Source organism: Paenibacillus farraposensis (genome assembly GCF_020736845.1).
Lineage (GTDB): Bacteria > Bacillota > Bacilli > Paenibacillales > Paenibacillaceae > Paenibacillus > Paenibacillus farraposensis.
This window is the reverse complement of the sequence record NZ_JAFFQR010000008.1, coordinates 183,061-195,594: the sequence shown is the minus strand read 5'-3', so window position 1 is coordinate 195,594 and position 12,534 is coordinate 183,061. Positions and strand designations below refer to the sequence as shown.

The 12,534-nt window shown below is 48.6% G+C and carries 10 protein-coding genes and 1 other annotated feature; of the genes, 7 read left to right on the top strand and 3 right to left on the bottom strand.

The window, feature by feature from the left end; all coding sequences use genetic code 11:
- The first annotated feature begins 213 nt into the window (after positions 1-213).
- The 4 genes from JO375_RS01925 to JO375_RS01910 all read left to right on the top strand — a co-directional run bounded on the left by JO375_RS01925 (position 214) and on the right by JO375_RS01910 (position 3,714).
- The gene (locus tag JO375_RS01925; protein ID WP_229522875.1) at positions 214-636 is read left to right on the top strand and encodes a PaaI family thioesterase; all 423 of its coding nucleotides are present in this window, start codon (positions 214-216) and stop codon (positions 634-636) included.
- 65 nt (positions 637-701) lie between these two features.
- Positions 702-1,490, top strand: coding sequence for an NUDIX domain-containing protein (locus tag JO375_RS01920; RefSeq protein WP_229522888.1), 789 nt, complete (start codon positions 702-704; stop codon positions 1,488-1,490).
- Positions 1,491-1,558: 68 nt separating this feature from the next.
- Positions 1,559-2,125, top strand: a complete 567-nt coding sequence (locus tag JO375_RS01915; protein WP_229522874.1) for a cysteine hydrolase family protein — start codon at positions 1,559-1,561, stop codon at positions 2,123-2,125.
- 122 nt (positions 2,126-2,247) lie between these two features.
- Positions 2,248-3,714, top strand: a complete 1,467-nt coding sequence (locus JO375_RS01910) for a nicotinate phosphoribosyltransferase (RefSeq protein WP_229522873.1) — start codon at positions 2,248-2,250, stop codon at positions 3,712-3,714.
- Between the two features lie 73 nt (positions 3,715-3,787).
- On the opposite strand, the gene JO375_RS01905 is transcribed toward JO375_RS01910, so the two are convergent.
- Positions 3,788-4,303 carry a MogA/MoaB family molybdenum cofactor biosynthesis protein gene (locus JO375_RS01905; RefSeq protein WP_229522872.1) on the bottom strand — a complete coding sequence of 172 codons (516 nt, stop codon included), beginning with the start codon at positions 4,301-4,303 and terminating at the stop codon, positions 3,788-3,790.
- 261 nt (positions 4,304-4,564) lie between these two features.
- Between JO375_RS01905 and JO375_RS01900 the strand changes: the two genes are divergently transcribed.
- The 3 genes from JO375_RS01900 (at position 4,565) to JO375_RS01890 (ending at position 8,086) form a co-directional block, all read left to right on the top strand.
- The gene (locus JO375_RS01900; RefSeq protein WP_229522871.1) at positions 4,565-4,894 is read left to right on the top strand and encodes a four-helix bundle copper-binding protein; all 330 of its coding nucleotides are present in this window, start codon (positions 4,565-4,567) and stop codon (positions 4,892-4,894) included.
- Positions 4,895-4,966: 72 nt separating this feature from the next.
- Positions 4,967-5,241, top strand: a binding site (T-box leader).
- Between the two features lie 84 nt (positions 5,242-5,325).
- Positions 5,326-7,047: an arginine--tRNA ligase gene (argS, locus tag JO375_RS01895; protein WP_229522870.1), complete on the top strand. Its 1,722-nt coding sequence runs from the start codon at positions 5,326-5,328 to the stop codon at positions 7,045-7,047.
- 70 nt (positions 7,048-7,117) lie between these two features.
- Positions 7,118-8,086, top strand: a complete 969-nt coding sequence (locus tag JO375_RS01890; protein WP_229522869.1) for an S-layer homology domain-containing protein — start codon at positions 7,118-7,120, stop codon at positions 8,084-8,086.
- 148 nt (positions 8,087-8,234) lie between these two features.
- Here the strand turns inward: JO375_RS01890 and JO375_RS01885 are convergent, their stop codons facing one another.
- Together JO375_RS01885 and JO375_RS01880 are read right to left on the bottom strand one after the other, a co-directional pair.
- Positions 8,235-10,430: an ABC transporter ATP-binding protein gene (locus JO375_RS01885; protein ID WP_229522868.1), complete on the bottom strand. Its 2,196-nt coding sequence runs from the start codon at positions 10,428-10,430 to the stop codon at positions 8,235-8,237.
- A complete protein-coding gene (locus JO375_RS01880; protein WP_229522867.1) occupies positions 10,430-12,187 on the bottom strand; it encodes an ABC transporter ATP-binding protein in 1,758 nt (585 codons plus the stop codon). The genes JO375_RS01885 and JO375_RS01880 overlap by 1 nt, the downstream gene beginning before the upstream one ends.
- Positions 12,188-12,534 lie beyond the last annotated feature (347 nt).

Genomic DNA, 12,534 nt, shown 5'->3' with positions numbered 1-12,534 from the left:
AAATGGTGATCACGGCTATCCGAGATACGGTTGCTGAAAAGGTGAATGTCGAAGAGGGAAAAAGCACTTCTGTCTCCAGTTGCAGTGACTAAAACAAGATGTATGGTGTGGAGGCTTAGCTTCCACGCCTTTTTTTCGGAGACTATCTGAATAGGTATACTGTGCCTTACATTAAGAGAGACGGTACATCGAAGAAGGGATGAAAACAAGCGAATGGATAATCTGCGCAAGATGGTAGAAGGTGAAGGAAATACATTCTGGACTTACTTGGGTTGTGAACTGGTCGGTGTGAAGGAGAACGAGGTGCGCATCGCTTTGCAGGCGGGTCCGCAGCATACGAATGTAATGGGGATTGTCCATGGTGGCGTGCTGACTTCGTTAATGGATCAGGCCATGGGAATGGTCATTATGAGCTCGCGTCAATTGCAGCCATGTGTAACAACGAACTTGAATGTACATTTTTTGTCAGCGATGAAGCAAGGGGCACTTGAAGCTACAGCTCGGATTCTTCATCAGGCAGGTCGTACAATCACTACAGAGGCAGAAGTGAGGAATAGCGAAGGGACACTCGGCTGCATATCTACGGCGACCTTTCGGGTATTGCACAAACAACCAGGTGACTCAGACAAGGCTTGACGCTTGACAAAACTTTTTATTATGTCATAATGAATTTATCAAAACGATATTATATGGTGATGCGAATGGATAACAATCGTATAAACGAAGAGGCGCAGAAGGCGTCGTACAACGTTAAGAAATACCGCACCCCGGATGGTGCTCCGGCAGATATCGTTATGTTCACCTTAACGAAGCGGGAACGCAAGACGGTGACGAAGACACTGCCGATTCGGGAGCTGAAAGTCATGCTTATCAAGCGCCGCAGATGGCCGTTTGCCGGACGATGGGCGTTGCCCGGAGGATTTTGCCAGGAAGATGAGTCGATATATGGAGCAGCTAAGCGGGAGCTGTTAGAGGAAACTGGTGTGGACGGCGGGCATCTGGAATATCTGGGCGTATATAGCGGACCGGGGCGTGATCCGCGCGGGTGGATTATATCACATGCATTTTTTGCATTGGTAGAGGAATGGATGCTGGAACAGCGGCAGGCAGCGGACGATGCTTCTGAAGTAGGGCTGTTTACGATCCGTGAAGCGCTGGAGGAATTGGAGCTGGCGTTCGATCACCGCGACATTATTGTCGATGCATATCGGAAAATTCAGCTGCAGATGCTGCAAACGACGATAGCCAAGCAGTTTTTGCCGCCACATTTTACACTGGGCGAGCTGTATCAGGTGATTCAAAGTGTCGTACCGGATTTTGAAGAGCCGAACTTTATCCGCAAAATAACATCAACCCGCAGCAGACAGGGAATATTGGAAGAGGTACGGGATGAAAATGGTAAGCCGCTCAGCTCCAATCAGTATTCACAGAGACCAGCACAGCTGTACCATTTTAGTGACAGGGTACCGCGGTTGTCTATTTACACATAATTATGATGAAATAACCATACGAAGAGCGCATAATCCCCAACTTTGAGGATGAAGGAGCTGACTGTACGATGAAGGCACTCATTGTTATTGACTACACGAAGGATTTTGTAGATGGCAACCTGCCTGTAGGTCAACCGGCGATTGACCTGGATGATCGGATTGCAGCAATCACACAGACGTATGTGGATCAGGGGGACTTTGTGATCATGGCTGTGGATTTGCATGAAGAGAACGACCCTTTCCATCCGGAGAGCAAGCTGTTCCCTCCACATAATATACGTGGAACCGCGGGACGACATTTATATGGCAAGCTCGATACTCTCTATGAGAATCAAAGTGATTCCATCTATTGGCTGGATAAAACACGGTATAGTGCCTTCGTCGGAACAGATCTGGAGCTCAAGCTGCGTGAACGAGGCATTTTAGAGGTTCATCTGATTGGTGTATGTACGGATATATGTGTGTTGCACACGGCTGTAGACGCTTATAACAAAGGTTTTGCTATTACCGTATATAAAGATGCTGTGGCCAGCTTTAATCCGGTCGGACATGATTGGGCTTTGCGCCATTTTGAGGGAAGTCTGGGAGCCGCGGTACGGTCGGCCGAGGATACGATTTTACTACAGAACAGGTAAATAACTTAACGTTGTTCACCAATATCCGATAACAAAAGGGAATCGAATATTGGTGGATCGGGACAAATGGGGCGGTATGCCGTCACAATCGCAAAACCGGGACAGTCAGAGAGGAGAATACGATGCAGTCAACAAGCCTCGCACTACATACAGATAAATATCAGATTAATATGATGTACGCTCACTGGGTGAATGGAAGTCACCAGCGTAAAGCAGTGTTCGAGGCGTATTTCCGGAAGCTGCCCTTTGGCAATGGTTATGCGGTGTTTGCTGGCCTGGAACGCATTGTGAATTACATCTCAAATTTGCGTTTTGCAGAAGAAGATATTCGCTACCTGTCGGAACAGGAAGAAAAGTATGATCCGATGTTCCTGGAAGCTTTGCGCCAGTTCAGGTTTGGCGGAACGATCCATGCGATGAAGGAAGGAGCACTTGTTTTTCCGAACGAGCCTCTGGTACGTGTCGAAGGAACGATTATGGAAACGCAACTGGTTGAGACGGCGATTCTCAATTTTATGAATTATCAGACGCTGATCGCGACAAAGGCGTCACGCATTAAACAGGTAGCACATAACGACACCCTGCTTGAATTTGGTACACGGCGCGCACAGGAGGCGGATGCGGCCATTTGGGGGGCACGTGCAGCCTACGTGGCGGGTTTTGACGCGACTTCCAATATGCTGGCAGGCGAGCATTTTGGAATTCCGACGAAGGGAACCCATGCCCATTCCTGGGTGCAAACCTTTATGTCGGAGCAGGAGGCTTTTGACGTGTACGCCAAGGTTTTACCAGATCAGGTCACGCTGCTGGTAGACACCTTTGACACGCTGGAAAGTGGCGTTCCTCACGCGATTCGCACAGCGAAAATGCTGGAGAGCCAGGGCAAGCGTATGAATTCAATCCGTCTGGATAGCGGTGATTTGGCTTATCTATCCATCCGGGCGCGGGAAATGCTTGATGCAGAAGGCTTGGACTACGTAAAAATTGTAGCCTCCAATGATTTGGATGAAAATACGATCTTTAACCTGAAAGCCCAAGGAGCACGTATTGATGTATGGGGTGTAGGAACACAGCTCATTACAGCCTCGGATCAGCCTTCACTTGGCGGGGTGTACAAGTTGGTGGAGCGGGAAGTGGATGGTGAGATGCTGCCGACGATTAAGATTTCGGGCAATCCGGAGAAAGTAACTACACCAGGCAAGAAGGATGTATATCGCATCGTGGACAAAAAGAAAGGGAAAGCCGTTGCAGATTATATTTCTTTTCCGGATGAAGATCGTCCGCGTAATGGAAAACGTCTAAAACTGTTCAACCCCTTGCATCCATATATGAAGAAGTATGTAGAAAATTACGATGCCGTACCGATGCTGGAGCCTATTTTTGTAAACGGACAGAAGGTGTATGAGCTTCCTGGGCTGGATGAAATCCGTACTTATCATGCTTCACAGCTGAAACTGTTTTGGCCGGAATATTTACGCAAGCTGAACCCTGAAATTTATCGTGTGAATCTCAGCGAAAAGGTGTGGGCGCTAAAGCAAAAGCTGATCGACAGCTATATGCAATCCGATGTGGAAGAAAAAGAAGAATAGGAATCGTATAAAAAGGCACCTCATGAATGCATGGGGTGCCTTTTGCTATAGCTGTAATCATAGAAAAGAGAGCTTACTTATAAATTTCTCTCATAACATGCCGCAGCTCAGGTATAATAATGCGTTCCATCGCCAAACGCACGGCTCCACGTGAGCCAGGCATGGAAAATACGGCTGTCCGGCCTATTGTACCGGCCACAGCACGGCTTAATATAGCCGCCGAACCAATATCTTCGGCAAAGCTTAGATATCGGAAGATTTCACCAAATCCAGGCAGCTCCTTATCCAGCAGGGAGGAGACGGCCTCATAGGTGGTATCCCGAGGGGAAATACCGGTGCCTCCTGTCAAAAGCACAGCTTCGATGTCATCTTGTTCAGCAGCTTCGGAAACCAATTGCCGGATGCCTTCATAGTCATCTTTGACGATGACGTATCGGACAACCTCATAGCCGTCGGTTTCCAGCAAGTCTATAAGCAATTGTCCTCCAGTATCTGTTTCTTCGGTGCGCGTGTCGGAGACGGTGATGACCATACAGCTGACCCGCTGCGGAGCTTCCCGTCGATGTTCCTCTACAGAAGATATATTCATTGCTATGTTCACTCCTTGGTCAGTGGTTAAGCATACTCTTTTTACAATAGAGGAATGGCGGCTTGTATGCAAGTCAGAAGCGGAGGAATCAAAGCCTTGTGATGAATATCCTTGCGTTCATGCATTGGAATATAGTACACTTTCTTACATAAGCAGGAGTATTTTGGTTGTATATTCTTGGAAGCGTGAACACCAATGGATTAATCTCATTCATTAGCGGTTAATAGTACAGCAGGGTCAACAACTGGGAGGGAATGTAATATGAATCATTCATACCAACAATGTGTAGATGCTTGCCTGGAATGTTTGAACGCTTGCAATGTTTGCAATGTAGCGAGCTTAAAGGAATATGATTTGGCCATGCTGCGTGAATGTATTCGAGTGAGCAGGGAATGTGCGGAAATATGCGGGTTTGCTGCTCAAATGCTGGAGCACGGAACCAATTTCGCCGAACAAATCTGTGAGCTGTGTGCTCATGCCTGTGAAGTATGCGCTGCCGAATGCAGCAAGCATACCCATGATCATTGCAAACAATGTGCAGAAGTCTGCCGTCGTTGCTATCAGGCTTGCCGCCAATTGGTGGCTGTGTAATTACATACATGGAGTTAGCGCCTGAAGAAGAAAAGGTTGCTTTTTATTGAATAGGTTTGTATAATATGGGAATTAACGTCATGGAACGGGAGAGTAGCATTGAAGCCTGATCATTTCAGCGAGCCGGAAGAGGTGGAAGCCGGTATGAGATTTGATGTGTAGCGCACCCGGGAGACGGTTGGTCGAAGCAAGGAGTATCTTCGGTGAAACTCCTTTAGTAGGTCAGCCCGGCAGACACCGTTATTGGTCATTGGAGTGAAATCGGCCATTTGTGTAGATTAGCTTTAGCTGCACAACCGATTTACGAAGAGTGGTACCGCGGGGATATTGGAGTTCTCGTCTCTTGAATCATTTCAAGGGGCGGGGGCTTTTTTTTGTTAGCTAGTAAAGTAGCAAATACTGAAATTCGAATCAAGAAGGGGAGAGAAAACATGTTGTTGTTGGCTGCTGCTCAGGTAATATCAGCTCATACGGGCTTGGAAGACAAGGAGGTAATCTCGCTATTGGAAATACCTCCGCAGCCCGAATGGGGAGATTTGGCGTTTCCGTGTTTTGCGCTGGCCAAAAAGTTTCGCCAGCCTCCACAGCAAATAGCGCTTGAATTGGCGGAGGGCATAAGCCGTGAGAAAGGCATGAGCGCTGCGGCTTTTGGTGCCTATGTCAACATAACCTTGGACCGGTCTGTTCATATTCCGTTTATTCTGGCTGAATTGAGCAAGCCTGATTTCCTCAAGTCAGATATCGGACATGGACAGCGGGTAGTGATTGATATGTCTTCACCCAACATCGCCAAACCGTTTGGTATCGGCCATCTTCGCTCTACTGTCATCGGTGCAGCCCTGTATCGCATTCTGGGGGAAACAGGCCATGTTCCCATTAGTGTAAATCATCTGGGTGATTGGGGCACCCAATTTGGCAAGCAAATTGCCGCCTATCAAAGATGGGGAAATAAGGAACAGCTACAGCATGATCCGATTGGTGAGTCGCTTAAGTTATATGTGCGTTTTCACCAGGAGGCCGAGCATGACCCGTCATTGGAGGATGAGGGCCGTGAGTGGTTCCGGCGTTTGGAGCAAGGGGATGCGGAGGCGCAGCGACTATGGGAATTTTTTGTTAAGGTTAGCCTGAAGGAATTTGAGCGGATGTACCAGCGTCTGAATATTACATTTGACCATGTGCTTGGAGAGAGCTTTTACAATGATAAAATGCAGGCAGTTGTTGCCCAATTAAATGCGAAAGAACTGTTGGAGGAAAGCGACGGAGCACTGGTGGTTCGGCTGGAAGAAGAGGAGCTGCCGCCGTGTCTTATTTTGAAAAAGGATGGGACCACGATTTATCCGACTCGTGACATGGCAACAGCAATCTATCGTCATGAGGTGATGCAGGCTAATCGGCTGTTATACGTCGTTGGCGGGGAACAAAAGCTGCATTTCCAGCAGGTATTTGCCGTACTGAAGCGTGCAGGGGAGACATGGGCGGAGCAGTGTGAGCATGTGCCGTTTGGATTGATGCGGTTCGCAGGCAAAAAAATGTCTACCAGACGCGGCAAGGTTGTGAAGCTGGAGGAAGTGCTGAATGAAGCTGTAGCACGTGCTCAAGCCATTATCACTCAGAAGAATCCTGATTTGCAAAATCAACAGGAAATAGCTGAGGACGTTGGCATCGGGGCGATTATTTTTGGTGACTTAAAAAACAACCGTCTGAATGAAGTGGATTTTTCGCTGGAGGAAGCATTGACCTTTGAAGGCGAAACGGGACCCTACGTGCAATACACTCATGCGCGTATACGCAGTCTTTTGGAAAAAGCTCATGCTCGCGCTAGTACTCATTCTGATAGTGGTACCGTCCCTGCAGAGGAAGGGCATTCCACTGAGTTGACTGACGTATCGGGTGAAATACTGGGTGATGCAGGCTGGGAGCTACTTAAGCAGCTGGATCGTTATCACGGACAATTGATACGTGCAGCTCGGCAGCTGGAGCCTTCGGTTATGGCGAGATTCGCACTGGATACGGCGCAGGCGTTCAACCGGTTTTACGCCAGAGAGCGGATCGTCGACGGTGGACAGTGGCGGATACAGCTGGCAGAGCAAACTGCGGATATTCTGGCACATAGCCTACAGCTGCTGGGGCTAAAAGCGCCGAATCGGATGTAAAGTGAAACATTTGTTGAACCAATTGCGTCAGTAAGTTATAGAAGCTTAGTAAATATGGAGGTGTATTTTCATGAAAAAACATAAAAGTGTGACCGTTGCTCTGCTGGTCATCTGCTCATTGGCAGTCGCCACATCTGCTTCCGCTTTTCGTGATATCAAAGGAGCTGAGCAGGAAAAAATCGTAAACTCGCTACAGGAGAAAGGCATTATTCAGGGGATTTCCAAGGACAAGTTTGCGCCTGATCAAACACTTACGTATGCACAAGGAGTCCATTTGGTCGTTAATGCCATGAACCTTCAGGTTATGCCTGATTTCACAACAGGCTCTTTTGCAAACATCCCCGCTTCGGCCTGGTATGCTAAAGCCTATCGGATTGCAGCCCAGCATCAAATTCCTTTGTCACCCGATATTGACCCGAGTACCCGCATGACAAGAGAGCAATTCGCTAATATTTTGTACAAAGCAGTTATTGCTACAGGAGATTATCCAACCGTACGTATGTATATGAATGTAGCGGATGGCAAAAAGCTGGATCAAGATTCAAACGAAGCAATTCAATTCCTGCTATTTACTAAAATTGCAAAACTGGACAAATACAGCAACTTTAGCCCGGATCGCAAAGTAACTCGAATGGAGGCAGCGGAGATGGTCTATCATGCAATTGGGTTTGTACAAAATCATAAACCGGTTGAAGCCGCTCCTGAAAATCCGGCCGAGCCTTCAGATTCTGTTCAGCAAAACGGTATTAGCATGAGCATTGAGAAAGCAAATGACCATCAAAACAAAGTAACTATTACCCGCTTGCAGGCCCCTAATCCGGGTTACGGCATTGAAGTGGATCACATCGACTACGTAGATGATACGAATGCAGTAATTTACTACAAGCTGACAAGTCCAAAGCCGGGGGAAATGAATATCCAGGTCATTACAGATACCCACACAAGTACATTGGTGGACAAAAAATATAAGGTTACGCTCAAAGAGGTTAAAGGAACCGTAACGCCGCCCATAGGGACAAGTACACTGATAACCAAATAAAGCTTGTAGCGGGTTTAAAGCATGCAGCTATACAAAAAAACCGGCACATTTCCTATATAATGGAAACGTGCTGTTTTTTTTGTATGGATCATGCTTGTTCATGATCCAAAGCAATGTTGCTTATTTCAGCTAAGCGGGACAAACGGGACTAAGCGTTTCCGCCAGCCAAGCCTGGGCCGGTTTGACCCGAATCGGCTTTCTGCGCAGCGCTGGAACCCGCCCGGTTGTCGGATTTTTCGGAAACTGTAGCCATGGCTGCTACCGTATTTTTCCCGGCAAGCGGGTCACCCTGCACAGATAGTGCAGCAGGCGATGAGGCTGCATCTGTTCCAACTGTTCCTGATTGAAGCTGATACATTTGGAAATAGCGACCGCCTTGCGCCATAAGCTCGTCATGACTGCCACGTTCAACAATTTCACCCCGATGCAGCACCAAAATTTGATCCGCACTGCGAATGGTCGACAAACGGTGAGCAATGATAAAGGTTGTGCGGCCCTTTTTCAGTACCTCAAGCGCAGATTGGATGAGCGCCTCCGTTTCAGTATCAATATTGGCTGTGGCCTCATCCAGAATCAAAATAGCCGGGTCGAAGGCCAGGGCGCGGGCAAAGGAAATAAGCTGGCGTTGCCCTGCGGATAAGGTGCTGCCTTTTTCAATAACAGGTTCATCAAAGCCTTGCGGCAGATGTGCCAGCAGCCTGTCGGCTCCGACGTCACGCAGCGCTTTTTCCACCTGCTCTCTAGTGATTCGGCTGTCCCCGAGACTGACGTTCGAGGCTATGGTCCCCGCGAATAAATACGGGTCCTGTAGAACAATGCCCATATGATGGCGCAGCCACTGCTTGGGGATATCCTTGACAGGCGTTCCGTCAATGGTGATCGTTCCTTTTTGCGGATCATAGAAGCGGAACAGCAGATTAATAATGGAGCTTTTACCTGATCCGGTATGTCCGACAAGGGCTACGGTTTGACCCGGCTGTGCTGTAAAGGAAATATGTTTAAGCACATCATCCTTTTTGTAGGCAAAGGATACGTCATTAAACTCTACCTGACCTTTGTAGCGCGGCATCGTTCCGTCTGTCACGGGCTCTCCGGTTTCATCCATCAGTTCAAATACCCGTCCAGAGGATACGATGGACGTATCCAGTACGGCGAGTTGGTTGACCATGCCTGTCATAGGCTGGAACAGTCGTCCCAGCACATCAACGAAGGCATACAGAACGCCAAGCGATACCGCACTGCCTGCGGCGGTACCGAGCGCCTCAGAGCCAAAATACCACAGCACGACCGCGAAGGCGAGGTTTCTCAACACATTGACCAGATTGTGTGAAGTAAAAGCGTTCAAATTCAGCATTTTATTCTGATGCTTCATATAGTCATCATTTAATTGTTCAAACTCGGTTTGCGTTTGTTTTTGATGCCGGAATATGCGAATAATGGACATCCCTTGAATAGATTCGTTGATAATCGCATTGATTTCACTGAGCCGGGAGCGAATAATCGTATTATAGCGGGTAGCAACCTTGCGGTATAACACAATCCACAGGATCAGCAGCGGCACAATAAACAAAGAGATTAGACCCAGTCTGAAGTCCAGCAAGAAAAGGGCAACATATACCCCTGTCATCGTGACGATGCCTGAGGTGAAGTTGGACAGTACAGCTACGAACAAATCCTTTACCGCTTCGGTGTCATTCGTAACACGCGATACAACCTTGCCTGCAGGCAGATTGTCAAAAAAGTAGACCGGCAGCCTCTGAATATGCGCGTAGAGGTCTAGCCGAAGCCTCTGAATAACCTTGTTGGCAGAGGATTGCAGCCAATACGTTTTGCCAAACTCGGCAAAGATCGAAACGATCAAAAAGAAGAAATACAAGCCAATCAGCTGAAAGATGCCGGGCATTTCCGGTTTGTAAAAGCTGTACAGCTCGTCGGCAGACAAAGCCCTGGCCTCATAGCGGAAGGTGTCGGAGCCGCGTGTCACCGTCAGCGTACCGTTGGCAAAGGAACGGTTGCCGTCAGCCACCGGCACAGAGCCATCCACAAAGACAAAGGATTTGCCAACCTGTAAAATTCTCGCTTCGCCACCTTTGGCCTCCCCGGCTTCAAAGCGGTCTTCACGCTTAAAGTGGGTTCCGGCAAAGCTGACAGTGCCGTCCGTACGAGTTGTTTCATAAAATGGTTTTTCAATGGCGAGCATATGGTCGTCGATCATCGTTTTGGCGATGAAGGGTCCGGCCAGCTCGGCGGCTACCCCGATAGCCAGCGCGATGAGCGCAGCGATAAAACCTGCTTTGCTCGTCAGGGCATACTGGAATAACCTTTTACCGATATTGGGTTTCATTAGGATACCTCCCCTGAGGTCAGATCAGATTCCACCTGCTGCCGTTTATACTGCTGCCGGTACCAGCCGCCAGCCTGAAGCAGCTCGCTGTGGGTTCCTTCCTCAATAATGCGTCCTTGCTCCAGCACGACGATCCGGTCAGCATGTTCAACAGCCGAAAGACGGTGGGTGGAGATCAGGGTTGTTTTACCCGAGCGCTTACGCCGGATATTGTCAATAATACGTGCTTCCGTTCGGGCATCTACGGCCGACAGGGCATCGTCCAGCACCAGAATATCCGGGTCACCGATAAAGGCGCGCGCCAGCGATACACGCTGTTTCTGACCGCCGGACAAGGCGATCCCTTTTTCCCCGACCATTGTATCCAGCCCATCGGACAGGGTGTTCAAGTCCTGATCAAAGGCAGCGGTACGGATAGCTTCCATAATGTCGTCATCAGGTGCATTAGGCTTACCGAATTGAATGTTCTCGCGTACCGATTTGGAAAACAAAATTTGCTCCTGCGGTACGTAGCCGATCCAGCTGTGTAATTGTTCGGCAGCAATATCCTGCAACCTTGTGCCGGAGATTAAAATATCACCGCTGCCCATCGGGTATTCATGCAGAAGTTGTTTGAGCAAAGTAGACTTCCCGCTGCCAGTTCGCCCAACAACGCCCAGTGTTTCTCCACGCTTCAGCTCCAGGCTCACATGCGACAAATTATCGACAGTGGAGGTGGGATAGCGGAAGGTAACGTCATTCAACGTGATGGACTCAGGACAGTTAACCGACACGGGGTGAGCCACATCCTGCACATCTGGCTGAACATTAAGCGTTTCATTAACCCGGTCGAGGGAAGCGCTGCCGCGCTGCATGATGTTAATCAGCTCCCCGATCGCAAACATCGGCCAAATCATCATCCCCAGGTACATATTAAAGGAGACCAGTTCGCCCAGCGTGATATCGTTATGAAAGACGAGATAAATACCATAGCCGAGAGCGATGACGTAACTAAGTCCCACGCACAAGCGGATCGTCGGCTCAAAAAGGGCGTCCATTCGGGCGACAGCCAAATTTTTGCGAAATACATCCTCGGTAATATCAGCAAAGCGCTTTTCATCCATCCGCTCCTGCACATAGGCGCGAATGACTCGGATGCCTGCCACCGATTCCAGCACCTGGTCGTTCATATCGCCAAATGCATCCTGGGCGAGTGTGTAGCGTTCGTGGACGGCTTTACCGTAAATGCTCATGGCGAGCGCGATAAAAGGCAATGGCAGAATCGCCGCGAGTGTCAGCTTCCAGCTAATCAGGGTGCCCATGGCAATCAGTACAACACTCAGGTAAACTGTGGAGTCGGTGAGTGTCAGCATGCCGAAGCCAGCTGTATTAGCTACCGAACGAAGATCGTTCGTGGCACGGGCCATCAGGTCACCTGTACGATTGCGTTCAAAAAAGGGCGGCGTCATCCGCAGCAGATGATTCATAAAGCGCGTGCGCAGCAGACGTTCCACCAGATTGGCACCCCCAAACAGCTTGTGCATCCATATGTACGTAACATAGTAGATGACGACGAGAATGCCGAAGATCATAAAAATATAACGCCAAAGGGAGGACCAGGAAATCGTGCCGCGCACGATCTCGTCAATGGCACTGCCCAGCAGCCGGGGAGGAGCCAGCTCCACAATACCAACGACTATCAGCATAAACAATCCGATGGTGTATCGGCTTCGTTCTCTTTTAAAAAACCAGCTTAAATTTTTGAGTACCGAAAACAAGAGGAATCCCATCCTTTCGTAACAAGCTCATGCGAGAGTTATATGCCATTTTGAAAAAAACAATTGCGGTTTGCTACCATAGGGTTTATCCGGAAAAACAGGCGCAAAAAAGGCATACCATCCGCAGACGATATGCCTTAAATCTCAATATCATATAGTGCGCAGGTCATTCAGCATACTCACCACTGAAAAACTGCTCAAACACAGACAACCACTCGTATTAAACCATACAGTGTGAATGGCCCGATTCTGAAAGATGCGACAGGGGAGATGCTCCGGTATAAAGTTGTTGTGTGTGCAGATGCAGGCGAAATACAATGTGAAATTTTAGCACCGGTAACACTCCC

Coding starts and splice junctions, on each gene's coding strand:
- JO375_RS01885 (WP_229522868.1), bottom strand. CDS start 10,430: ATGAAACCCAATATCGGTAAAAGGTTATTCCAGTATGCCCTGACGAGC.
- JO375_RS01925 (WP_229522875.1), top strand. CDS start 214: ATGGATAATCTGCGCAAGATGGTAGAAGGTGAAGGAAATACATTCTGG.
- argS (WP_229522870.1), top strand. CDS start 5,326: ATGTTGTTGTTGGCTGCTGCTCAGGTAATATCAGCTCATACGGGCTTG.
- JO375_RS01920 (WP_229522888.1), top strand. CDS start 702: ATGGATAACAATCGTATAAACGAAGAGGCGCAGAAGGCGTCGTACAAC.
- JO375_RS01915 (WP_229522874.1), top strand. CDS start 1,559: ATGAAGGCACTCATTGTTATTGACTACACGAAGGATTTTGTAGATGGC.
- JO375_RS01890 (WP_229522869.1), top strand. CDS start 7,118: ATGAAAAAACATAAAAGTGTGACCGTTGCTCTGCTGGTCATCTGCTCA.
- JO375_RS01910 (WP_229522873.1), top strand. CDS start 2,248: ATGCAGTCAACAAGCCTCGCACTACATACAGATAAATATCAGATTAAT.
- JO375_RS01900 (WP_229522871.1), top strand. CDS start 4,565: ATGAATCATTCATACCAACAATGTGTAGATGCTTGCCTGGAATGTTTG.
- JO375_RS01905 (WP_229522872.1), bottom strand. CDS start 4,303: ATGAATATATCTTCTGTAGAGGAACATCGACGGGAAGCTCCGCAGCGG.